The organism is Streptomyces macrosporus (assembly GCF_039533145.1).
GTDB lineage: Bacteria > Actinomycetota > Actinomycetes > Streptomycetales > Streptomycetaceae > Streptomyces > Streptomyces macrosporus.
Genome location: NZ_BAAASZ010000012.1, coordinates 69,613 through 92,678 on the forward strand (window position 1 = coordinate 69,613; position 23,066 = coordinate 92,678).

At 73.0% G+C, this 23,066-nt stretch carries 18 protein-coding genes; 8 read left to right on the forward strand and 10 right to left on the reverse strand.

All coding sequences use genetic code 11. From position 1 onward, the window contains the following. Positions 1 to 61 precede the first annotated feature (61 nt). The 3 genes from ABD335_RS07440 to ABD335_RS07450 are packed head-to-tail and all read right to left on the reverse strand — an operon-like array spanning position 62 to position 4,079. A complete protein-coding gene (locus ABD335_RS07440) occupies positions 62 to 1,411 on the reverse strand; it encodes an AAA domain-containing protein (protein WP_344321299.1) in 1,350 nt (449 codons plus the stop codon). Then, positions 1,408 to 2,943 carry a hypothetical protein gene (locus ABD335_RS07445; protein WP_344321300.1) on the reverse strand — a complete coding sequence of 512 codons (1,536 nt, stop codon included), beginning with the start codon at positions 2,941 to 2,943 and terminating at the stop codon, positions 1,408 to 1,410. Before ABD335_RS07445 ends, ABD335_RS07440 begins: the two co-directional genes overlap by 4 nt. Beyond that, a complete protein-coding gene (locus tag ABD335_RS07450; protein ID WP_344321301.1) occupies positions 2,943 to 4,079 on the reverse strand; it encodes a hypothetical protein in 1,137 nt (378 codons plus the stop codon). The genes ABD335_RS07445 and ABD335_RS07450 overlap by 1 nt, the downstream gene beginning before the upstream one ends. Before the next feature lie 287 nt (positions 4,080 to 4,366). Here ABD335_RS07450 and ABD335_RS07455 point away from each other — a divergent pair, with 287 nt between their 5' ends. After that, positions 4,367 to 4,963: a histidine phosphatase family protein gene (locus ABD335_RS07455; protein ID WP_344321302.1), complete on the forward strand. Its 597-nt coding sequence runs from the start codon at positions 4,367 to 4,369 to the stop codon at positions 4,961 to 4,963. Between the two features lie 50 nt (positions 4,964 to 5,013). Here the strand turns inward: ABD335_RS07455 and ABD335_RS07460 are convergent, their stop codons facing one another. Continuing rightward, on the reverse strand, positions 5,014 to 6,477 hold the full coding sequence (locus tag ABD335_RS07460; RefSeq protein ID WP_344321303.1) for a tetratricopeptide repeat protein: 1,464 nt from the start codon (positions 6,475 to 6,477) through the stop codon (positions 5,014 to 5,016). Positions 6,478 to 6,650: 173 nt separating this feature from the next. On the opposite strand from ABD335_RS07460, the gene ABD335_RS07465 reads away from it, so the two are divergent. Continuing rightward, on the forward strand, positions 6,651 to 7,100 hold the full coding sequence (locus ABD335_RS07465; RefSeq protein ID WP_344321304.1) for a hypothetical protein: 450 nt from the start codon (positions 6,651 to 6,653) through the stop codon (positions 7,098 to 7,100). 46 nt (positions 7,101 to 7,146) lie between these two features. Beyond that, positions 7,147 to 8,025 (forward strand): spermidine synthase, encoded by an 879-nt coding sequence (locus ABD335_RS07470; protein ID WP_344321305.1) that lies wholly within the window; start codon positions 7,147 to 7,149, stop codon positions 8,023 to 8,025. 44 nt (positions 8,026 to 8,069) lie between these two features. Here the strand turns inward: ABD335_RS07470 and ABD335_RS07475 are convergent, their stop codons facing one another. Then, positions 8,070 to 8,618 (reverse strand): hypothetical protein, encoded by a 549-nt coding sequence (locus ABD335_RS07475; RefSeq protein WP_344321306.1) that lies wholly within the window; start codon positions 8,616 to 8,618, stop codon positions 8,070 to 8,072. A gap of 97 nt (positions 8,619 to 8,715) precedes the next feature. Here ABD335_RS07475 and ABD335_RS07480 point away from each other — a divergent pair, with 97 nt between their 5' ends. The 3 genes from ABD335_RS07480 (at position 8,716) to ABD335_RS07490 (ending at position 11,276) form a co-directional block, all read left to right on the forward strand. Further along, positions 8,716 to 9,459, forward strand: a complete 744-nt coding sequence (locus tag ABD335_RS07480) for a response regulator transcription factor (protein ID WP_344321307.1) — start codon at positions 8,716 to 8,718, stop codon at positions 9,457 to 9,459. Between the two features lie 51 nt (positions 9,460 to 9,510). Beyond that, the gene (locus ABD335_RS07485; protein ID WP_344321308.1) at positions 9,511 to 10,926 is read left to right on the forward strand and encodes a sensor histidine kinase; all 1,416 of its coding nucleotides are present in this window, start codon (positions 9,511 to 9,513) and stop codon (positions 10,924 to 10,926) included. A 107-nt stretch (positions 10,927 to 11,033) separates the two neighbouring features. Further along, positions 11,034 to 11,276, forward strand: coding sequence for a hypothetical protein (locus ABD335_RS07490; protein ID WP_344321309.1), 243 nt, complete (start codon positions 11,034 to 11,036; stop codon positions 11,274 to 11,276). A 143-nt stretch (positions 11,277 to 11,419) separates the two neighbouring features. On the opposite strand, the gene ABD335_RS07495 is transcribed toward ABD335_RS07490, so the two are convergent. The 4 genes from ABD335_RS07495 to ABD335_RS07510 all read right to left on the reverse strand — a co-directional run bounded on the left by ABD335_RS07495 (position 11,420) and on the right by ABD335_RS07510 (position 16,178). Beyond that, complete coding sequence (locus ABD335_RS07495) at positions 11,420 to 12,850, reverse strand: GH1 family beta-glucosidase (protein ID WP_344321310.1); 1,431 nt, start codon at positions 12,848 to 12,850, stop codon at positions 11,420 to 11,422. 70 nt (positions 12,851 to 12,920) lie between these two features. After that, the gene (locus tag ABD335_RS07500) at positions 12,921 to 13,844 is read right to left on the reverse strand and encodes a carbohydrate ABC transporter permease (RefSeq protein ID WP_344321311.1); all 924 of its coding nucleotides are present in this window, start codon (positions 13,842 to 13,844) and stop codon (positions 12,921 to 12,923) included. Then, positions 13,841 to 14,860 (reverse strand): carbohydrate ABC transporter permease, encoded by a 1,020-nt coding sequence (locus ABD335_RS07505; protein WP_344321312.1) that lies wholly within the window; start codon positions 14,858 to 14,860, stop codon positions 13,841 to 13,843. Before ABD335_RS07505 ends, ABD335_RS07500 begins: the two co-directional genes overlap by 4 nt. Before the next feature lie 28 nt (positions 14,861 to 14,888). Continuing rightward, positions 14,889 to 16,178 carry an ABC transporter substrate-binding protein gene (locus ABD335_RS07510; protein ID WP_344321348.1) on the reverse strand — a complete coding sequence of 430 codons (1,290 nt, stop codon included), beginning with the start codon at positions 16,176 to 16,178 and terminating at the stop codon, positions 14,889 to 14,891. 329 nt (positions 16,179 to 16,507) lie between these two features. On the opposite strand from ABD335_RS07510, the gene ABD335_RS07515 reads away from it, so the two are divergent. Further along, on the forward strand, positions 16,508 to 17,545 hold the full coding sequence (locus ABD335_RS07515) for a LacI family DNA-binding transcriptional regulator (protein WP_344321313.1): 1,038 nt from the start codon (positions 16,508 to 16,510) through the stop codon (positions 17,543 to 17,545). A gap of 201 nt (positions 17,546 to 17,746) precedes the next feature. Here ABD335_RS07515 and ABD335_RS07520 read toward each other — a convergent pair whose 3' ends face one another. Further along, complete coding sequence (locus tag ABD335_RS07520) at positions 17,747 to 19,486, reverse strand: glycoside hydrolase family 6 protein (protein WP_344321314.1); 1,740 nt, start codon at positions 19,484 to 19,486, stop codon at positions 17,747 to 17,749. A 625-nt stretch (positions 19,487 to 20,111) separates the two neighbouring features. On the opposite strand from ABD335_RS07520, the gene ABD335_RS07525 reads away from it, so the two are divergent. Next, the gene (locus tag ABD335_RS07525) at positions 20,112 to 23,066 is read left to right on the forward strand and encodes a glycoside hydrolase family 48 protein (protein ID WP_344321315.1); all 2,955 of its coding nucleotides are present in this window, start codon (positions 20,112 to 20,114) and stop codon (positions 23,064 to 23,066) included.

A 23,066-nucleotide genomic window follows, 5' to 3' on the forward strand; every position in this document is an offset into this window, starting at 1 on the left:
AGACTTCCAGCGGCTTCCAGCGGCTTCCATCGGCTTCTGCCGACACGCGCGCGCCGGCGGGTCACCAGCGGACGGCGTGGTCCGCCAGGTGGGCCAGGACGGCGTGGTTGGCCTCCCAGCCGTCCGGGAACTTCACCGTGACACCGAGCTGGACCGGCTCGGCCGAGGGGTGCTCGTCCAGCAGTTCGGCGACGCCCGCGCGGCAGACCACCACGCAGGCGTGCCGGTGGCGCGAGGCCAGGACGCACAGCCGCCCCGTCTCCAGGTGGAAGGCCGTGGCGTCCGGGCGGCCCGACAGCGGGTGGAGCACCACCGTCACGTCGAACTCCCGGCCCTGGAGCCGGTTCGCCGTGTCCACCGTGACCCCGGTGACGCCCAGGGAGGCCAGCGCCGCGCGGACCGCCGCCGCCTGGTCCCGGTGAGCGGTGCCCACCGCGATCCGGTCGGCGGTCACCGGCGCGGGCTCCTCCGAGCGCTCGCCGAACGCCCGCCCCCCGCGCTCCAGCAGCCGCCGCACCACGGCGGCCACCGCCGCGACCGCCTCCGGATCGGTGCGCGGGGTGTGGCGGGCGGGCAGCTCCAGCAGCCCCCACCCGGCGGAGGCCGCCTCGTCCAGCACCCGGTCCACGGACGAGCCGTCCGAGGGCGCCGAGAACTCCAGCCGCCGCTCGCCCTCCCCGGTGCCGCTGCGGAACGGGGTGTACGGGTAGAACGCCCGCGACACCAGCGGCGCGGCCGAGGCCGGCAGCCGCCAGGAGACCGGCAGCCGGTGCACGGGCAGACCGGGGTTGTGCGCCAGCAGCGTGGTCACCGCGCTGGCCGACGGGTCGTACGACAGCCCCGCCCACTGCTCGGCGGCGACCTGGCTGAACGGGTCGAGCTGGCCCGGGTCGCCGACGAACAGCGCGCGCTCGAACAGCCCGGCGACGGCCAGCAGCGCGTCGGACCGCATCTGGTACGCCTCGTCCACGATGGCCTGCTCCCACGGCCCCGCGCCCCTGACGTGCGCCCACTTCGCGGCCGTGGAGACCACCACGTCCAGCCCGGCCAGATCCGCGATCCGCGCCGACTTCACCACCGAGGGGTGCCGGTCCAGCACGGGGTCGTACGGCTGGGCCTCGCTGCTGTGCAGCCTGCCCACGGGCAGGTCCGGATCGGCGGTCGCCAGCCGGTCCACGAGGTCGTCCACCTGGGCGTTGGTCTGGGCGACGATCATCAACGGCCGTCCGGTGGCGGCCAGTTCGCGCGCCGCGCGGACCACCAGCGTGGTCTTCCCGGCGCCGGGCGGCGAGTCCACGACCACGCCCCGGTGGGCGCCCGAGAGGGTGTCCCGCAGGATCGCCTCGGTCGCCGCCGCGGCGGCCGTGCCGGGGTCGAGGGCGGTCGTGGCGTCGAGCGCGGTGTCGGTCACAGCAGGTCCTCCGCCGTCACGGGGTCGGGTGCGTCGAGGGCGTCGGGGTCGGGCGGGCCGCCGTGCGTCCACGGCGTCTCCTCCGGGGCTGGCAGGTCCGGCCCGCCGCGCGGCGCGTGCTCGAAGAGCGTCCAGCACACCGTCTCGCCCTTCTCCGGCACCGACCCGGGCTCGGGGACCTTCCCCCGGCCCATCCCGCCGGTCAGCCGGACGGTGAACAGCCCCGGTCCGGGAGCGGCGACGAACACGCCCGGCTGCGACTTCCCGCCCTCCAGGGCCCGGTACACCCGGTCGCCCTCCTCCAGGTGCGGCAGGTCGTCGGAGCGGACGGTGACCAGCGGGCGCGGCATCGGCCGCTTCCCCTCCGAGAAGGCCGGCACCACCTCCACGACCTCGCCCGCGAACGCCTCCCCGGACAGCCGCCGCTCGGCCATCACCAGCGGATCGTCCAGCGCCTCCTGCGCGGCCAGCTCCGCCAGGGCCGTCTCCCGCGCGGCGAGCTTGCGGGCGGCCGTCACCGCGTCGTCGCGCCGGGGCTGCGGCGGCTCGCCGGCCCGCAGCCGGTCGCGGTGGGCGGTGTAGGACCAGCGGTCCCGCTTCCAGCGGTCGGCGACGCGGGAGCCCGGGGGCAGGGCGCGCAGCAGGTCCAGGGCCCGCCACACCGCGTCCCAGGTGGGACGGAGCTGGGAGGCGACCAGCTCGCGGATCTCCTCCTCGGCGCCGGGCAGCCCCGCGTCGTGGCGCGCGATGGCCGGGGCCAGCCTGCGGTTGTCGAAGGCCGGGTCGGTGGCCGGACCGGCGGGCGGGGTGAGCAGCACCCCGTCGCCGTCGCGCGCCAGCTCCACGCGGCGCGCGGCCTCGGCGCCCGAGGCGCCCTCCCCGGCCTCGATCCAGGCCAGCAGCGCGCCCAGGTGCTGGTCCTCCAGACGGCTCTGACCGGTGGCCCAGTGGCGGCCCAGCAGCTCCGTCACGGCCACCAGCAGCGAGGAGCCGGGCACCCGCGCCCGCTCCCCGTAGTGCGTCAGCCACCGCCCCAGCAGCGGCAGCCGGGGCGGGGCCGGGTAGGGGTTGTCCGGGTCCTCCTCGGCGGTGCGGCGGAAGCGCGTCGAGCGGCCCAGCAGCCGCACGTAGGAGATCCCCGCCGTGTTCGGCACGACGAGCTGCGGCGCGTCCGCGCACAGCTCGACCTCCACCTTCACCCGCTTCCCGGTCTCCGGGTCGGTCTCGGCGCGCTCCTGGATCTCCACCGCGTCCTGGGCGGACTCCAGGTGGGGCAGGACGACCTCGGCCAGCTCGGCGAGGAAGGCGAAGCGGAGGGTGCGGTCGCGCGGCTGCGGGACGACCAGCAGGCGCGGCGCGTCCCGGTCGGTCCCGACCATCGCCCCCAGCGGGGCGCCGACCTCGCCGGCGGTGGTCAGCGGCACGAGGACCATGGGCCGCTCGGCCAGGTGCCGGTGGCGCACCGTCGTCAGCGGCCGTGCCCGCCCGGTCGCGGCGGCCTCCACCCGGGCCAGCGTGGAGAGCAGCGACATCAGGCCCTCCCCGCCAGGGCCTCGGCCCGCAGTCGGGCCGCGCGGCGCAGCGCGGCGACGGCCGGGTCGTCCGGCCGGTCGGGGCCGCCGTCGCCGGTGGCGTCCGGACCGCCGCGGGCCGCCGCCAGGACCGCCTCGACGGTGGTCAGCCCGCCCAGCTCCCCGCGCACCTCGCGGCCCAGGACCTCCACGGCCCCCGCCGTCCGGGCGCGTTCGCGGCAGTGGAAGGCCAGTTCGCAGGTGGACAGGCACTGCGGGGCGTAGGCCGCCGGAACGGACCGGACGGCCTCGGCCAGCTCGTCGGCCGGACGGGCGGGGTCGAAGGTGACCCCCTCCGGCAGCGCGGCGGCGATCTCCTCCAGCCGGGTCAGCCGGGCGAGCTGCCGCCGGGTGGTGGCCAGTTGCCTGCGCAGGTCGACGGCCTCGGCGGTGGGCAGGTTGGTGAAGTCCTTGGGACAGACCAGCAGCGCCCGCTCGTCCACCCGGCCGCCGAGGGCCTGGAGGGCCAGGGCGTAGACCGCCGCCTGCCGGGCCGCGGCGCCGACCTTCGCGGGGTCGGCGGAACCGTCCAGGATGGGGAAGGACTTGATCTCCACGACCGTCCGGCGTCCGTCGGGGTGGACGGCCACCGCGTCGGGCTCCAGGTGGACGGGCGACCCGGCGACCTCCAGCGTCACCATCGGGTGGTCCAGCAGCGTCCAGCCGCCCTCGGCCACGGCCCGCTCCAGGGCGAGCCGGGTGCGCTCGGCGCGCCCTTCCGGGCCGGGCGCCGACAGGTCGGGGACGGCCACCTCGCCGGGCTCGGGGGCCGGGGTGCCCGGCGTGCCGACGCGCGCGTGGACCAGCCGCATCAGCTCGGCGCCGCCGTCGCCCTTCACCCGGGCCTCGAAGGCGTGGCCGCGGGCGAACGCGAACTGCGACTGCCCGAAGGGGGCCGGGGAGCCCAGCCGTTCGGCCAGCGTGCCCTTGTCGACCCCTGCGCCGTCCAGCAGGGCCCGGCGGCGGCAGCCGGGATTGGCGGCCAGCGCGGCGAGCGCCCGCGCGTCCAGGGGCCGGGGCGCCACGTCGGCGCCGCGCAGCTCGGCGAGCCGCCGGCGCAGGGCTGTCGTCGGTTGGCTGTCGGGGATGTCGCTCACCCGGGGAAGTGTGGCATCCGGTTGTGACAACCGGGGAGTTGAGGTCCTTCGGGACGGGCCCGGCCACGCCTCCCCGCCGAACGGCCGGTCGAGGGGCCGTTCGCCGTCCGGGCGCGGCCACTCCTCGAAGCGGAGCATCGCCACCCCGTTCCCGACGGCGGTGGAGACGTCGCCGCGCCCGAACCGGTGAGGGGGTGCGTGACGTCTTCGCGGGGACGGGCGCGACGATGGTCGAACAGAACGTTCCGCCCTCGGTGGAACCGAGCACTCCCGCGAAAGGACTCGCCATGGCGCCGCGCATCCTGCTGGTCCGGCACGGCCAGACCGAATGGTCCAGGTCCGGACGGCACACCGGCCGCACCGACGTCCCCCTGCTCGACGAGGGACGCCGGGCGGCCGGACGACTGGGGGAGCGGCTGCGCGGCGCGCCCTGGAACGGGCTGCCGGACGCCGAGGTCCGCACCAGCCCGCTGGTCCGCGCGCGTCGGACCTGCGAACTGGCGGGCTTCGGCGACCGGGCCCGCGACTGGGACGCGCTGCGGGAGTGGGACTACGGCGCGTACGAGGGGCTGACCACCCCCGAGATCGGGAAGCGCACGGGGAAGGACTGGGTCATCTGGCGCGACGGCGTGGTGGACGGCGAGAGCCTGGACCACCTCGCCGCCCGCGCCGACGAGGTGGTCGCCTGGGCGCGGTCGGAGGACCGGGACGTGCTCCTGTTCGCGCACGGCCACCTGCTCCGGGTGCTGGGCGCGCGCTGGCTGGGGGAGGACCCGTCCTTCGCGATGCGCCTGCGCCTGGACCCGGGCGCCCTGTCGATCCTGGGGTGGGCGTACGGGGAGCCCGCGCTGGAGCGTTGGAACGACACCGGCCACCTGGAGTGAACGGGCCCGCCGACCGCTGCTCCTGACGGACCGTGGGAACGGGCGGGCCGTCAGGCCGGTCGGGCGGAGACGTACGCGGCGTGCCGGTCCAGGAACTCCGCGACGGCCGGCGTGCCGCGGTGGAAGCGCAGCCGCCGGGCGGTGCCGTCCACCATCGTCTCGACGCGCGAGGAGCGCACGTGGCGGAGCAGGTCCAGCACCCGTCCCGCGTTCCGGGCGGCCTCGTCGACCTCGCCCCCGCCGGCGAGGTCGTCCGCCAACTCGGCCGTGAACAGCGCGGTGTTCCGCGCGAAGTGCGGATCCTGGAGGGCCACCGCGCGCCGGGCGTGGTGTGCCGCGCGCCCGTGGTCGCCCAGCGCCGCCCAGCACTGCGCCTCCAGCCCGTTCAACTCGGCCTCCCCGTAGAAGCTCATCCACTCCGGGTCGGCGTCCGAGGGGCCCTGCGCGTACAGCGTCCGGGCCCGGTCCAGCGACTCCTCGCAGGCGGCGCGGTCCGCGAGTCCGGCCCAGCCGCCCGCCTCGCGCAGCGCCAGCAGCGACAGCAGCCGCGCCGAGCCCAGCGGGGCGGCTGCCTGCTGTCCGGCCTGCGCGGCCCGCACCGCCTCCCGGGGACGGCCGGCGTCGCGCGCCAGGAAGGAGGTGTTGCAGAAGGCGTGCGCCTCCAGCGCGGAGTCGCCGGTGACCCGGGCGATGGCCAGGGCCTCGGCGTAGTGGGGCCGGGCCTCGGCGAAGCGGCCCGAGTCGTGGGCCAGCCAGCCCACGGATATGGCCAGTTCCCCGGTCGCGGCGTGCAGCCGGTCGCCGGCCGCGTGTCGGTGGGCGCCCGCGTCCAGCAGGTCGTAGGCGCCCCTCAGCGCCTCCCCGGCACGCCGGTAGAGGGTGTCGGCGCCGTGCCGGTCGTCCAGCAGGCGGATGTGGCGCACGGCCTCCTCGACGGCCGGCACCCCGGCCTCCCCGAGCCGCCCGAGGGCGACGCCCGGGGCCGGTTCGGGGGACGGGAGCAGGGTCGGGATCAGGGACGCTGCCGCCAGGGCGGCCGGGCCGCCGGTCAAGAACGCGCGACGGAGCACGTCGCTCTCCTCATCGGTCGGGCGATCGGTCGGACGGGTGGTCGGACGGGTGGTCGGGCCGCCGGTCGGACGGCGGGTCCCGGCGGGAGCGGGGCGCACTTGGGCTTCCACGGGGGTGCCCTCTCCGCCGTACGCCCCTCGTCCGCGCGCGGTGCGCCCGCGGACGGCCTGGCGGGGTTCGAACCCCAGATCGGTGAGCGAACGGCCGGGGAACATGTGCAGGAACACCCGCTCGTAGGCGTAGTTGGGGCACCGGATCTCCCCGGACTCCACCCGCCCCACGTACCGGGCGTCGCAGGAGACGTTCTCGCCTATGTCCCGGGCCGCCCTGCGGACGGCCGCCGCGAACTCCCCCGGGGAGAGCCGCCCGCGCAGCCGCCGGAAGGCGAGGTTGGGCCGGCGGTCCGGTCCCGCCTGCGGTGAGGGTGACGGTGACGACGCCATGGCCGGGACCGTACCGACTGTCGCGCGACCGATACGACATGTTATGCCGACAAACGGGATATCCCACACGTGATCCGCCATGAACTGCCATCCTTTGCGGCGGCATTGCGCCGTAGCGGTTGACAGGACGGCTCGTTGTACTCCGTACAGCGACCGCGGAGGAGGGGTTCCCCTTGCTGGACACCGGTTACGGAACCGGAAGCCGTCCGACGACCGCCCGGCATCGCCCCGAGCCGAACGGCGGTGCCGAACCGGCGGAGACGCCCTACGACCTGGTGACGGTGCCCGCGCGCCAGGGACTGGAGGCCGTGGACATCCTGCGACTGCGCCACAGCGTCGGCCCGGTGCTGCACGACGGCACGGGCGACACCCTCGGCTTCCTGGTGCCGCCCGGCACCGCGGACGGCTGGGACCTGCCGGGCAGCGTCTGCACCCCGACCTACCGGCGGGGCGGCCCGCTCGCCGACCCGCCGATCACCGGCGCCGGATGGCTGGTGTCGCCCAAGGACGCGCACACCGGGACCACCGAGCCGGCACGGCTGCGCGCCGCGCTCGGCGAGGCGGCCCGCACGATCGCCGCCGCCGAGGGGCGCGACCGGAACCGTCCCCGGACCCTCCCCTGACCGGCCCCGCGGGCCCGTCCGGCCCGCGGGAGCGATACTGGTCGGCGTGGCGAGGAACGGACGGCGGCGCGAGGGCGGCAGGCGGAGCAGGGAGCCGGTGAGCGAACCGGTCGACGGAGGACTGGCCCGGCTCCTGCCCGACCCGGACCGGCCGCGCGCCTGGACCCTGCTGATCGACGGCGCCCCGCAGTCCCACGTCGACCTCGACGACCCCGCGTACCTGGACTTCGAGTACCAGCGCCGGCTGGGCCACCTGATCGACCTGGCCGCCCCGCCCGGACGCCCTCTGCGGGCGGTGCACCTCGGCGGCGGCGCGTTCACCCTGGCCCGCTACATCGCCGCCACCCGGCCGCGCTCCACCCAGCAGGTCGTGGAGGTGGACGCCGCGCTGGTCGCCCTCGTCCGCCGCGAACTGCCGCTGGAGAGCGCCTGGCGGATACGGGTGCGCGGCGGCGACGCCCGCGCCGGGCTGGCGAAGATCGCCGACGGCCGGGCCGACCTGATCGTCGCGGACGTCTTCGGCGGGGCCCGCACCCCCGCCCACCTGACCAGCACCGAGTTCCTCGCCGAGGTCCGCCGCGTGCTGCGCCCCGGCGGGCTCTACGCCGCCAACCTCGCCGACGGGCCGCCGCTCGCCCACCTGCGCGCGCAGGTGGCCACGGCCGCCGCGGTCTTCCCCGAGCTGTGCCTGGTCGCCGACCCCGCCGTGCTGCGCGGGCGGCGCTTCGGCAACGCCGTCCTGGCCGCGTCCGACCGGGAGCTGCCCATCGCCGAGCTCACCCGGCGCGCGGCCGGTGACCCGCACCCGGGCCGGGTCGAACACGGCCGGGCGCTCGTCGACTTCACCGGCGGCGCCGTCCCCGTCACCGACGCCACCGCGACCCCCTCGCCACCGCCGCCCGCGCGGGTCTTCCAGCGGCGCTGACCCCCCGTCACGGCGCCCGTCCCGTACCCGTCACGGTGCGGCCCTCAGGCGCCGTGCTCGTCCACCATCACCCGCGGCGCGGTGTCGTGCCACACGCAGAAGACGCTCGACGCCTCCTCGCCCCGGGTGAAGGTGACCCGGATCCACCGGCTCTCCTTCCAGACCCGCATCTCCCACCCGGCGTGGGGTGTGGCGGACACCAGCGTCGCCGAGTCCGGACCCAGGTCGAAGGCGACCCGGCCGCCGCGCAGGTTGTGGCTCTCCACGTTCCCGGACGGGTCGTAGGGCCGCCGGGACGAGGCGTCGCCGGACGTGCGGGAGGGCTCGGGGGAGGCCGAAGCGCCCGGCCGGTCGGGGGACTTCGAGGGGGGCGAGGACGCGCGCGTGGGCGCGGGCGGTCTGGGCCGGTGGGTGGAGTCCGTCCTGGGCTCGACGGTCGGGGACGGCGACACCGGGTCCTCGGAGATCCGCAGGGCGCGCGGCGGGTCGTACGAGGTCCCCGACACCACGGTGTGCACCCCGTACCAGGACAGCGTCACCGCCGCCCCCGTGGCCAGTGCCCACGCTCCCGCGTGGGTCAGTCCTCGTCGCATCCCGGGCACCCTAACCGCTTCCCTCCGTCCGCTCGCATTCTTGTTGCTTCCGCAGGCGTCTCCTTGACGTGTCCGCGTATGCCGTAACGTGCGGCCCATGGCACGTGTTCTCGTCGTGGAGGACGACCAGTTCGTACGCTCCGCCCTCATCCGGCACCTCACGGACGCCTCACACGCCGTACGCAGCGTCGGGACGGCCCTGGAGGCGCTGCGGGAGGTGGCCCACCACGAGTTCGACGTGGTGATCCTCGACCTCGGCCTGCCCGACCTCGACGGGGCCGAGGCGCTGAAGATGCTGCGCGGGATCACCCAGGTCCCGGTGATCGTCGCCACGGCGCGGGACGACGAGACGGAGATCGTCCGGCTGCTCAACGACGGCGCCGACGACTACCTGGTGAAACCGTTCTCCGTGGAGCACCTGTCCGCCCGGATGGCCGCCGTGCTGCGCCGCGCGCGCGGCGGCGCGCAGGGCGGCGTCGGCGCGGACCTGGTGATACGGGTCGGCGGACTGGCCATCGACCCGCTGCGGCGGCAGGCCGTGCTCGACGGGCGGTCCCTGGACCTGACCCGCCGCGAGTTCGACCTGCTGGCCTTCCTCGCGCGGCGCCCGGGCGTCGTCGTGTCGCGCAGGGAACTGCTGGCCGAGGTCTGGCAGCAGAGCTACGGCGACGACCAGACCATCGACGTCCACCTGTCCTGGCTGCGCCGGAAGCTCGGCGAGACGGCCGCCAACCCCCGCTACCTCCACACGCTGCGCGGCGTGGGCGTCAAACTGGAGCCCCCGCAGGAGCCTCCGCGGGAGGTCGCGCGGGAACTCCCGCGGTCCTCCCCGCGACCGTGAACGCGACCGTGAGCGCGACCCCGAGAGCGACACCGTGAGGGGGAGGGGCGGATGAGGTGGGCACTGGTCAAGGTGTGCATCGCCGTGACCGCCATGGTCGTGGTCGCCTTCGCCGTGCCGCTCGCGCTGGTCGTCAAGGAGATGGCCCGGGACCGGGCCTTCTCCAACGCCGAGCGGCTGGCCGGCACCGTCATCCCCGTGCTGGCCATCACCGGTGACCGCGACCAGCTCCACCGTGCGCTGGCCGGCACCCAGGCGGGGACCGACGGGCGGATCGCGGTGTACGCGCCCTCCGACCAGAAGGGCGACGTCGCCGAGTTCGGCAGGCGGCGGGTGCCCGACGAGGAGATGGAGACCGTCGCCAGGCTCCGGGGGGCCACCGTCATCCCGGTCGAGGGCGGCTTCGCGCTGCTCCAGCCGGTCGTGACCACCGAGACCGTGGTGATCGAGGTGTTCGTGCCCGAGGAGGAGGTCACCAACGGCGTGGCCACCGCCTGGCTCGTCCTCGCCGGGACCGGGCTGGCCCTCGTCGTCGCCTCCGTCGTCATCGCCGACCGGCTGGGCACCCGGATGGTCGGCGCCGCCGAACGGCTGGCCCGGGCCGCGAAGGAACTGGGCGCCGGAAGGCTGGCCGTGCGCGTCCCGGTGGAGGGGCCGGCCGAACTGCGGTGGGCCGCCGCCGCGTTCAACTCCATGGCCGACCAGGTCGCCCAACTGCTGGCCAACGAACGCGAACTGGCCGCCGACCTCTCCCACCGGCTGCGCACGCCCCTGACGGTGCTGCGGCTCAACGCCGCCTCGCTCGGCGACGGCGACGCCGCCGAGCAGACCCGCGAGGCCGTGGCGCAACTGGAGCGCGAGGTGGACCACATCATCCGCACCGCCCGCGAACAGCGGACCCAGCCCCCGGGAGCGCCGGGCGCCGGCGCCGTCTGCGACGCCTCCGAGGTGATCCGGGAGAGGATGGCCTTCTGGTCCGCGCTCGCCGAGGACGAGGGGCGCGAGGTGCGGCTGGCCGGCGTCGAGCGGCCCGTCCGCGTGCCCGTGGCCCGGGCCGAACTCGCCGCGGCGCTCGACGCGTTGCTCGGCAACGTCTTCCGGCACACCCCCGAGGGCACGGCCTTCGCGGTGGACGTCCACCACAGCGTCGAGGGCAACTCGGTGATCGTGCTGGTCTCCGACGCCGGGCCGGGCATCGACGACCCCGACGCGGCACTGCGCCGCGGCCACGGCGACGGCGGCCCCGGATCGACGGGGTTGGGCCTGGACATCGTGCGGCGGGTGGCGGAGTCCACCGGTGGCGACGTGCGGATCGGCCGCTCGGTGCTCGGAGGGACGGAGGTCCGTGTCTGGCTGTCCCTGGGCGGGGCGCCGGCGGACGGCGCCGGCCGCCGCCGCGGACACGCGGTGCGACGGCGCGCGCGCCGACAGTGGCGGTTCCTCAGCGGTTCCGTAGGCCCGCCTTAAGGGAGGCATAAGTCCCGGATCGGGCGCCCGGAACGGGTGTTTCGCCGGAATCGGAGTCGCTAGCGTGCTCCTTGTCCACGTTCCCCACCGGACCGAGGCAGGAGCGGATGAGGAGCATCGCCGTACAGTGGCGCCGCCCGAGCGGGCGGCGGCGGCCGATCGCCGACGCGGCCGTGGCGGCGATCGTCGCGGTCGGAGGACTCGTCCTGGCCGGCGCGGTGACGGCGGGCCCGCAGGGCGCGCCGGACGCCACGGCGGACGCCACTGCGGACACCGTCGGGACCCACGGGTCCGCGTACGACGGTGCGGCGGGAGGCCCGCGGGGGTCCACCGCCGGAGCGCTCCTCTAGCACTCCTCGCCTCGTGGAGCCCCTCGGGGTTCCGTCTGTACCAGCCACCCCCCACGACAGGCGGGGCGCAGCGGTCTCCACCCCCCACACCCGCTGCGCCCCGCCCAAGGCCGTTCGGGACCGGCCGGCCCCGTCCGGTCCCGTCAGTCGGCCACCGGCTCCCGCACCGCGTCGGGCTCCTGGAGCACGCCGGTCCGGGCCACCTGCGCGTACCACAGGGCGCTGGACTTGGGGATGCGCGCCTGGGTCTCGAAGTCCACGTACACCGCGCCGAAGCGCTTGCTGTAGCCGTAGGCCCACTCGAAGTTGTCCATCAGGGACCACAGGAAGTAGCCGCGGACGTCGGCGCCGTCGGCGATCGCCCGCTGCACCGTCCCCAGGTGGCTGTGCAGGTAGGCGATGCGGTCGGGGTCGTGGACGGTGCCGTCGGGGGACGGCTTGTCGTCGCAGGCCATGCCGTTCTCGGTGACGTAGAGCGGGATGCCGCCGGTCTCGCGGTGGTAGCGCATGAGCAGCTCGTGCAGACCGGTCGGGTCGATCGTCCAGCCCATGTCGGTGGTGTCGCCCGGCGTCTGGTGGAAGGCGATGTCGTCCGCGGCGGGCCAGGGGGACTGCGCGCCGCCGCCGTGGCCGTCGCGGCGCGGCAGCTTCCGGTCGGCGGAGGCCGAGACCAGGGTGGGCGTGTAGTAGTTGATGCCCAGCGTGTCCAGCGGCTGGTTGATGTCCGCCAGGTCGCCGTCCTTGACGAAGCTCCAGTCGGTCAGGCGCGAGGTGTCCTGGATCAGGTCCTGGTCGTACGCGCCGCGCAGCATCGGGCCGTCGAAGATCCGGTTGGCCAGGGCGTCGATGCGCCGCTTGGCGTCCAGGTCGTCGGGGTCGTCGGTGAGGGCGCGGACGGCGGCCGGGTTGATGCTGACGCCGATCCGGGCGCGGCCGGGAAGGGCGGCGCGCAGCGCCTGGACGCCCAGCCCGTGGGCGAGGTTGAGGTGGTGGGCGGCGCGCAGCACGGCCGTGTGGTCGGTGCGGCCGGGGGCGTGGACGCCCGAGCCGTAGCCGAGGAAGGCCGAGCACCAGGGCTCGTTGAGGGTGGTCCACCGCTCCACGCGGTCGCCGAGCGCGTCGGCGACGAGCGAGGCGTACTCGGCGAACCGCTCGGCGGTGGCGCGCTCGGGCCAGCCGCCGGCGTCCTCCAGCTCCTGGGGGAGGTCCCAGTGGTAGAGGGTGATCCAGGGGGTGATGCCCTTCTCCAGCAGCGCGTCGACGAGCGAGCGGTAGAAGTCCAGCCCGCGCTGGACGGCGGGCCCGCGGCCGGTCGGCTGGACGCGCGGCCAGGAGATGGAGAAGCGGTAGGCGTTCAGGCCGAGGTCGGCCATGAGCTCGACGTCGTCGCGCCAGCGGTGGTAATGGTCCACGGCGACGTCGCCGGTGTCGCCTCCGAGCACCTTCCCCGGTGTACGGCAGAAGGTGTCCCAGATCGACGGAGTGCGCCCGTCCTCGTTGGCGGCGCCCTCGATCTGGTAGGCGGAGGTGGCCGAGCCGAAGAGGAAGTCGGCGGGGAAAGCGGATTGGCTCATATGGGAGCGCTCCCATCAAAGGTCGTACGGAAAGGGGCGGGTGTGGGGTGAGAAGAGAACCGGCCGGAGGTCAGCCCTTGACGGCCCCCTGCATGATCCCGCCGACGATCTGCTTGCCGAAGACGGTGAGGATCAGCAGGAGCGGAAGGGTGCCGAGCAGGGCGCCGGCCATGATCACCGACTGGTCGGGGATGTAGCCGCGGCCCAGGCCGGTCAGGGCGACCTGGACGGTCGGGTTGTCCTGGGTCAGCGCGATGATCGGCCAGAAGAAGTCGTTCCAGGCCATCACGAAGGTCAACATGCCGAGCACGGCCATCGCCGGCCGGGCCGCGGGGAAGACCACGTGCCACACGATGCGCAGGCTGCTCGCACCGTCCACGCGGGCGGCCTCGATCAGCTCCGTCGGCAGCGCCTCCACCAGGTACTGACGCATGAAGAACACGCCGAAGGCGCTGACGAGGGTCGGCAGGATGACGGCCTGGAGCTGGTTGGTCCACTCCAGCTCGGCGATCGCCATGAACAGCGGCACCACGCTGAGCTGCGGCGGAACCATCATGGTGCCGATCGTCAGCATCAGCAGCAGGTTGCGGAAGCGGAACCGCAGCTTGGCGAAGGCGAACCCGGCGATCGTTCCGAACAGCACGGTGCCCACCGCGATCGATCCGGCGACGATCGTGGTGTTGAGCAGCGCCAGGCCCATGTTGGCGTCGCTCCAGGCGATCCCCAGGTTCTTGAAGAGGTTGCCGCCGAACCAGAAGGGCGGCGGCATCTCCGCGAGCCGGGTGTTGTTGCGGGACGCGGCGACGGCCGTCCAGAACAGCGGGAACAGGGCGATCACGGTGACGACGATCAGCACCGCGTAGGCGAACCTGCCGCCGTGCAGTTGCCCGCCGGCGCTGCGGGCCCGGCCCCGGCCGCTCCGCCGCCGTTCCTCGTCCCGCCGGGGCGCGGGGACCCCCGCCGCGGCGCGGTCGGACTTCGTCAGCAGGCTCATGACCGCCTCCTCGCGGACTCGCGACCCAGCTCGCTCCTGCGCATGGCGCGCGCGACCACCCAGTTGATCAGGGCGATCAGCAGCAGGATCAGGAACATCATCCAGGCGATGGCGGAGGCCCGGCCCAGGTGGAGGTTGACCCAGCCCTGCTCGTACAGGTACAGGCCCAGGGTCTGGTACTGGTGGTCCGCGCCGCCGTTCGCGCCGCCGCCGGGGTTGAACAGCAGGGGCTCACCGAAGAGTTGGGTCGCGCCGATGGTGGAGACGACGATCGTGAACAGGATCGTCGGCCGCAGCGCGGGGATCGTGACGTGGACGAACTGCTGCCAGCGCGAGGCGCCGTCCAGCGCCGCCGACTCGTACAGGTCCTTCGGCACCGCCTGCATGGCGGCGAGGTAGATGAGGGTGTTGTAGCCCGTCCAGCGCCAGATCACGATCGTGGAGATCGCGACGTGGGAGGTCAGGGTGTCGTTGTGCCAGTCGACGGGATCGAGGCCGACGATCCCCAGGGCCCAGTTGATCATGCCGTAGTCACGGCCGAAGAGCACGACGAAGACGAGGGTCGCCGCGGCCACCGAGGTGGCGTAGGGGGCCAGCATCGCCACGCGGAAGAACGTCGCGCCGCGCAGCTTGTAGTTCAGCAGGTGCGCCAGGCCGAGGGCCATCAGCAACTGCGGAACGGTGGAGATGATCCCGATGCTGAGGGTGTTGCGCAGGGCGTTCCAGAAGAACTCGTCCTCGAACAGCCGGGTGAAGTTGTGCAGGCCGGCCCACTCCATCTCGGTGGGGGCCGTGAGGGACACCTTGTGCAGCGACGCCCACCCCGTGTAGAGGAGCGGGAAGAGGCTGAAGGCCCCGAAGAAGAGGAAGAACGGGGCGACGAAGGCGTACGGGCTCCACTTCACGTCCCGCTGGTACCAGCGGCTGCGGCGTTCCCGCCGCCGGTCCTCGCGGGAGGGGGGAGCGGTCCTGTGGCGCGGGCCCGCGCCCCCCTGCTTCGCGGGGGGCGCGGACACCGGTGAACCGGTTGTGGTCACTTGTCGATCACTCGTCCAGGGCGTTGTCGACTGCCTTGGTGGCCGCGTCCCACGCCTTGGCCGGGGACAGGCCCTTCTGCTCGATCTGGAGAAGACCGGTGCGCGTGATGTTCTCCTGGATGACCTGGTCCTTCGGGCCGATCACCTGGGTGGGGATGCCCTTGGCGGCGTCGGAGAAGATCTTGCCGATGGGCGCGTCGGAGAAGAACTCGTGCTTGGCGTCGGAGACCTCGGGGGTCTCGTACGACTTCGGGGCGCTGGGGAAGCTGCCGCGCTCGGCGAAGAGCTTGGCCTGCTGGGTGGGCGCGGTCAGCCAGGCGACGAACTTGATCGCCTCTTCCTTGTTCTTGCCGCTCTCGGGCACGCCGAGGAACGAACCGCCCCAGTTGCCGGGCTTGGGGGCGGGGGCGACGTCCCACTTGCCCTGGGCCTTGTCGCCGCCCTTGTCCTGGATGTAGCCGAGCATCCAGGCGGGGCAGGAGAGCGTGGCGAAGGTGCCGTTGTTCATGGCCTTGTTCCACGAGTCCGTGAAGAGCTCGTGCTTGTCGGTCATCCCCTCGGCGGCGGCCTCCGCGGCGATGTTCCAGGCCTTCTTGACGTCGGGGTTGGTCTTGTAGATGACCTCGCCCTTGTCGTCGTAGTAGCGGGTGGCGCTGGAGGAGATGGCCGCGTTGTACAGACCGCTGGCGGAGTCGACCCACTTGACGCCCTCGGGGGCGTTCTCCGTGAACTTCTTGCCGGTCTCCAGGTACTTCTCCCAGCTTCCCGCCCAGAGCTTGCCGACCTCCTCGCGGTCGGTGGGCAGGCCGGCGGCCTCGAAGTGGTCCTTGCGGTAGCAGATCGCCATCGGGCCGATGTCGGTGCCCAGGCCGATGGTCTTGCCGTCGGGGGTGGTGGCCTGCTGCCACTTCCAGTCGAAGTAGTCGCTCTTGGAGACGCCCTGGGCCTTGCCCAGGTCCACGAACTTGTCGGCCTGGGTCTGGACGACCTCGGCGATGTTCGCCACCTCGATGCCCTGGACGTCGGCGAGGCCGCTGTTGCTGGCGAGGCGGGTGAGGAGCTGCGGGTAGTAGTTCTCGTTCCGCTCGATGACGGTCTGCTTGATCTTGACCTTCGGGTTGAGCTTCTCGTACTCCTCGTAGAGCCCGGCCTCCTTGAAGCCGAACGTTCCGAAGAGACCGACGGTGATGACGGTCCTGCCGTCGTCGCCGCCGGCGGCCTCGGTGCCCGGGTCGTCGTCGCTCGCGCACCCGGCGAGCAGGCTGGTGCCGATGGTCGCGGCGGCCACGATGGCCATGGCTCTCCGGGTGGTGCGGGTCTTGCGCACTGCGTCCTCCTAGCGCCCTGAACGTTTCACTCCCGGCCGAGGGAAAGTGTGGGGGGCCGCGGTGACGGGGTCGGTGCTGCGGCTCGGGTGGGAACGTGCGGGTTCTGTATGGGTCAGGTCGGTTGGGAGCGCTCCCAGACGTGATGAGTTGAAGGGTCGCGGCTCCCTGGCGCGGGTGTCAAGGGAATGGACAGACTGACCCGATGCAGTTATCCGGCTGTTAGCTTCGGTGGCTGATCGATACTGGTGCACGGGGCCGGACGGTCCCGCGCGAACAGGGACAACCCGGGGAGGCGGTCATGACAGTGAGCGGACGGCGGGGGCGAAGGCCCACCCTGGAGCAAGTGGCCGCCTACGCGGGGGTGGGCCGCGGCACCGTCTCCCGGGTGATCAACGGCGCCGCGAACGTCAGCGACCAGACCCGCACCGCCGTCCAGCGGGCGATCGCCGAACTGGGCTACGTGCCCAACCGGGCGGCCCGGGCGCTGGCCGCGGGGAGCACGGACGCGATCGCGCTGGTGATCCCCGAGGCGGAGACCAGGCTCTTCGCCGAGCCGTACTTCTCCGGCATCATCCGCGGGGTCAGCACCGAACTGGCCGACACCGACATGCAGTTGCTGCTCACGCTGATCCGCACGCCCAAGGAGCGCGACCGCTTCGCCCAGTACGTGACGGCCCACCGCGTGGACGGGGTGCTGCTGCTCTCCGTGCACGCCGACGACCCCCTGCCGGACCTGCTGCAGGAGATCGAGATGCCCGCGGTCCTCAGCGGACGCCGCGGCGGCGAGGAGCCCGTCCCGTACGTGGACTGCGACAACACCGGCGGCGCGCAGGCCGCCGTGGAGCACCTGATCGGACGCGGCCGGCGGGCGGTGGCCACCGTCACCGGGCCGCCGGACATGTACGTCGCCCAGTGCCGCCTCCAGGGGTACCGCGACGCGCTGCGGGCCGCGGGTCTGGAGGAGGACGAACGCCTGGTGGCCGAGGGCGACTTCACCGAGGAGGGCGGTCGTCGCGCCATGCGCGAACTGCTCTCCGCGCGCCCCGACCTGGACGCCGTCTTCTGCGCCTCGGACGTGATGGCCGCCGGCGCCCGGGCCGTGCTCCGCGAGGCGGGGCGCCGGGTCCCCGACGACGTGGCCCTGGTCGGCTTCGACGACTCGGCCGTCGCCCGCCACATGGACCCGCCCCTGACCAGCGTGCGGCAGCCGATCGAGGAGATGGGCCGCGCGATGGTGCGGGTGTTGCTGGAGGAGATCGCGGGGCGCAAGGAGGGCCGGGACGGCCGCTCGAACCGGGTGCTGCCGACGGAGCTGGTCCGCCGCTCCTCGTCGTAGGTCCGGCCGTGGTCGCACGGCGGTCTCCTCACCGTCTCGTCGTGGCCCCTCGCGGAACCCCGGTCTGCCCACGGGGTTCCGCGAGGAGTCGCGGGCATGGTGAACACGGTGAAGGGGCCGGTCGGCGTACCGACCGGCCCCTCCCGCCGTACCGCTGTCCCGGATCACGTCACCGACTCGCGTCGGCCGGTGGTCGGGCGGTCAGTTGACCGGCGGGTAGGCGTTGCGCAGGAGCTCCTCGAACTGGGCCTGGAACCAGTGGCCCGAGAGCGGAGCGCCGTCCAGGGCACCCGAGGGGTTGTTGCCGTTGCGGGCGTTGCCCTGGTAGTCGGGGTCGCACATCTGGTCGGCCTTCTTGCCCTCCTCGTTCGGGATGTCCTCGCTGGCACCGTCCGACTCCCCCGGCGGCTTGATCCACGCGTAGGCGTCGATGCCCGGCGCGGGCGCGGCCTTCGGGCGCTCGCCGAGACCGGCGCCGGCCTGGTTGCACCAGTTGCCGGTGTGGATGCGGCGGTCGACGCGGCTGCCGTCCACGAACGCGTCCACGCTGCTCTTGGCGGCCGGACCGGTGGGACGGTCGGGACCGCCCCAGCCGTTGCGGGAGGTGTCGATGATCACGCCGACGTCGGAGCGGAAGCCGGCCCGGATGGCCTCCTGGCGGAAGGCCTGGGCGTAGGACTGCTCGTCCACGTAGCGGTTCCAGTCGACCCACTTGGACTGGCGGACCGAGGTGCCGTTCACGGAGTCGTTGATGGTGAAGTACGGCTCCTTGAGCGCGCCGTAGTTGGCGACGTTGGCGGCGAAGCCGGCGACGTCGTCGACCGTGGCGCCCTCGGCGGTGGCGGCCTTGTAGAGCATCTGGGCGGCGGGGGCGAAGTTGTCGTCCCAGCCGAGCCAGCCGTGGTGGCCGATGTCGATGTAGTTGTAGACGTTGTCGAACTGGCCCAGCGTGGCCAGGGCGTAGCCGACGCCCTTGACGTAGTTGCCGTTGGCCAGCATCGTGTTGCAGTTCTCGGTGGCGGTGGGCCGGCTGCCGACGTTGGTCACCAGGTTCGGCAGCGAGTCGATCTCGACGATGTTGATGATCCGCAGGTCGGCGTACTTCGGGTCGCCGACGATCTCCGCGATCGGATCGATGAAGTCGCGCTTGTACCGGTCGATCTCGGTCGGTCCGAGCTCGCCCTGGGAGGCGAGGGCGGCGCAGTCGCGACCGGGCAGGTTGTAGGTGACCATCTGGATCGCGTCGGCGCCCTGCCTCAGGGCCTCGTCGAGGTGGTCCCGCAGGCCCATGGTGTTGCTGCCGGCGGAGCCCGACTCGATGGCGGCGATGCGGTCCAGCCAGACGGCGGTGGGCTGGTTGGCGATGGCCGCGCCGCCGCTCTCGCGGGCCTTCCTGGACCAGTCGGGGTTCACGTAGAGCTTGGCGCCCGCGTACGGGTTGTCGACGCGGTCGCCGCTCGGGTCACCGGGGTCGCCCGGGTCCCCCGGGTCGCCGGGGTCCTGGGAGTCGACGTTGCAGGTGGTGCCGTTCAGCTTGAACGTGGTGGGGGCCGGGTTGGACCCGGAGTACGTGCCGTTGAAGCCGAAGTTCGCCGAGCCGCCCGCGGACAGCGTCGAGTTCCAGGACGGGGCGGTCACGGTCACGTGCGCGCCGCTCTGGGCCACGGTGGCGTTCCACGCCTGGCCCGCCTTCTGGTTCCCGGCGTAGTCCCACTCCACCTTCCAGTTGTTCAGGGTGGAGGTGGCGTTGTTGGTCACGGTGACCGAGGCGGTGAAGCCGGAGCCCCAGTCGTTCGTGACCTTGTAGTCGACGGTGCACGCGGGCGCCGCCATCGCGGTTCCCTGCATCAATCCGCCCGCGCCGAGTGCGCCGGCCAGCAGCGCACTCGCGGCGAGTAACGCCGTCCGACGCTTGCGCGTCGGTGTACTGGTGCCTGTCATGCGATCTTTCCTCTTCCTTCCGGGGGTCCTCCGGATGCCGACGGAGCCCAGCTCCGCGTTCGGGGGGTGCGGTCGTGTCACGGGTGCGAGCCCAGGACGAGGGCGGGCCTCCGTCGTGGTGGGGAACGACCGCCGTCGTGGTACGGAGCGACGGAGCGCTCCGGTCCCGTCTCCGGCCGGCTCGGCCGGGAGCGCGGCCCGCCCGTGGCGCCGGGAGACGGCGGGACGGACGGCGGGACGGAGGACGGGGCACGGTGGACGTGGGCGAAAGGGCGGTCGTGAGGAGACGCGGCGCGGAGCACCGCGGCGGTGAGCGACGCCCGGGGGCGCGGTGGGGGGTACATGAAGCGGCTCCTGGTCGGTCGAACGCGCCGTCCCTGGCGCACGACTGTGGAAGCGCTCCCACTGGTTGGGAAGAACGTAGCGGCAACTTCCACATGTGGCCAGACTGCCTTCAGGAATTGGCGAATCGAATTTCTTCGACGGGGTCGTCTCGTTCAGACCCTTGACAGGTGTCATGTCCACCTTGACTCTTGGGAGCGCTCCCACTGGTTTCAGCACCTCGTCCCATGCACCAGGCACAGCTCCTCCCCACACCCCCGAGCCGCGAGGAGGGAACCCCCGCATGCGAGTGTTACCGGTACCGGAAGCGCCACCGAGACCCCGCAGGGGCAGAGCCAGAAGGCTGCTGACGGCGGTCGCCGTGCTCTCCCTTCCCCTGGGGACGGTCTCGGCCCTGGGAGGCACCGCGCAGGCCGCAGCCGTCCAGTGCGGCGTCGACTACACCAAGAACGACTGGGGCTCCGGCTTCACCGCCAGTGTCACCATCACCAACCGGGGTTCCGAACCCATCGAGAACTGGACCCTGACGTACGACTACAGCGGCAACCAGAAGCTGCTCCAGGGCTGGAACGGCCAGTGGTCGCAGTCGGGCGGGACCATCACCGTCAAGAATCCGACGTACAACACGAGGATCGCGTCCGGCGCCGCCGTCACCGCGGGCGCCAACTTCAGCTACAGCGGCACCAACACCGATCCGACCTCCTTCTCCGTCAACGGCACCCGCTGCAACGGCGCCGCCGCCGCGCCCACCGCCACCCTGACCAGCCCCGAGCCGGGCGCGGTCTTCTCCGAGGGCGCGACCGTCCCCCTGACCGCCACCGCGCGCGCCGAGGAGCCCGGGGCCACCATCGAGAAGGTCGAGTTCTACAGCGACACCGAGCTGCTGGGCACCGACACCACGGCCCCCTACGGCTTCGACTGGGAGGACGTCGCCGCGGGCAACTACTCCCTCTACGCCGTCGCCCACGACTCCAACGGCATGTCGAGCGAGTCCACGCCCGTCGGCATCCAGGTCACCGCCGGTCCCGCGCTGGTCGTCAGCCCGGCCCAACTCGGCATCCGCCAAGGGGAGACCGGCCGGTTCTCCGTGCGGCTCTCCAAGCAGCCGTCCTCCACCGTGACGGCGACCGTGCGCCGCACCGACGGCAACTCCGGGCTCTCCGTGCTGAGCGGGGACCGGCTCACCTTCACCCCGTCCGACTGGGACACCCCCCAGACCGTGACCATCGCCGCCGCCGACAGCGGCTCGGGAGCCGCGACGTTCACCGTCAGCGCCCCCGGTCACGAGGACGCCGAGGTCACGGTGACCCAGCTCGCCAACTCCGGTGACGCCGGCGAGTACGAGCAGCGGTTCCTCGACCTCTACAACAAGATCTTCGACCCGGCCAACGGGTACTTCTCCCCGGAGGGCATCCCCTACCACTCGGTCGAGACGCTGATGGTCGAGGCACCCGACCACGGCCACGAGACGACCTCCGAGGCGTACAGCTACCTGATCTGGCTCCAGGCCATGTACGGCAAGGTCACCGAGGACTGGGGCCCGTTCAACGAGTCGTGGCAGATCATGGAGAAGTACATGATCCCCACGCAGGCGGACCAGCCGACGAACAGCTTCTACGACGCCTCGAAGCCGGCCACCTACGCGGCCGAGCACCCGGACCCGTCGAACTACCCGTCGGAGATCCAGCCGAGCGTCTCCGTGGGCCGTGACCCGATCGCGGCCGAACTGCGCAGCGCCTACGGCACCAACGACATCTACGGCATGCACTGGCTCCAGGACGTGGACAACGTCTACGGCTACGGCAACGCCCCCGGCAGCGTCTGCCAGGGCGGGCCGAACCAGCAGGGCCCGTCGTACATCAACACCTTCCAGCGCGGCTCGCAGGAGTCGGTCTGGGAGACCGTCCCGCAGCCCACCTGCGACGACTTCAAGTTCGGCGGCAGGAACGGCTACCTGGACCTGTTCATCAAGGACCAGGGCTACGCCAAGCAGTGGAAGTTCACCAACGCCCCCGACGCCGACGCCCGCGCCATCCAGGCCGCCTACTGGGCCGAGCTGTGGGCCGAGGAGCAGGGCAGGAAGTCCGAGATCTCCGCGACCCTGGCCAAGGCCGCGAAGATGGGCGACTACCTGCGCTACGCCTTCTTCGACAAGTACTTCAAGAAGATCGGCAACTGCGTCGGAGCCACCTCCTGCCCCGCCGGCACCGGCAAGGACAGCGCGCACTACCTGCTCTCCTGGTACTACGCCTGGGGCGGCGCCACCGACACCAGCGCCGGCTGGGCCTGGCGGATCGGCAGCAGCCACAACCACTTCGGCTACCAGAACCCGATGACGGCCCACGCGCTGACCACCGTCCCGGAGCTGCGGCCCAAGGGCTCCACCGCCGTGGCGGACTGGGAGAAGAGCCTCCAGCGCCAGGTCGAGTTCTACCGCTGGCTGCAGTCCGACGAGGGCGCCATCGCGGGCGGCGCGACCAACAGCTGGGGCGGCAACTACGGCACCCCGCCGTCCGGCACCCCCACCTTCTACGGCATGTTCTACGACGAGAAGCCCGTCTACCACGACCCGCCGTCGAACCAGTGGTTCGGCATGCAGGCCTGGTCGATGGAGCGCGTCGCCGAGCTCTACCACGAGACCGGCAACGCCACGGCCAAGGAGGTCCTGGACAAGTGGGTGGACTGGGTCCTGTCGGAGATCACCGTCAACCCCGACGGCAACTACCAGATCCCGTCGACCCTCCAGTGGTCGGGCCGGCCCGACACCTGGAACCCGTCCAACCCCGGTGACAACGCGAACCTCCACGTGACGGTCCGCGACTACACCACCGACGTCGGTGTCACCGCGGCCCTGGCCAAGACCCTGATGTACTACGCCGCCAAGTCCGGCGACGAGGAGGCCAGGACCACCGCCAAGGACCTGATGGACGCCATGTGGGACCACCACCAGGACGCGATGGGCATCGCGGTCGAGGAGACCCGCACCGACTTCGAGCGCTTCGACGACAAGGTGTACGTCCCCTCGGGCTGGACCGGCACCATGCCGAACGGCGACAGGATCGACTCCAACTCCACCTTCCTGTCGATCCGTTCCTTCTACGAGGACGACCCGCAGTTCAACAAGGTGGAGAGCTACCTGAACGGCGGCGAGGCGCCGAAGTTCACCTACCACCGCTTCTGGGCCCAGGCGGACGCCGCTCTCGCCATGGCGACCTACGCGGACCTCTTCGGCGAGTAG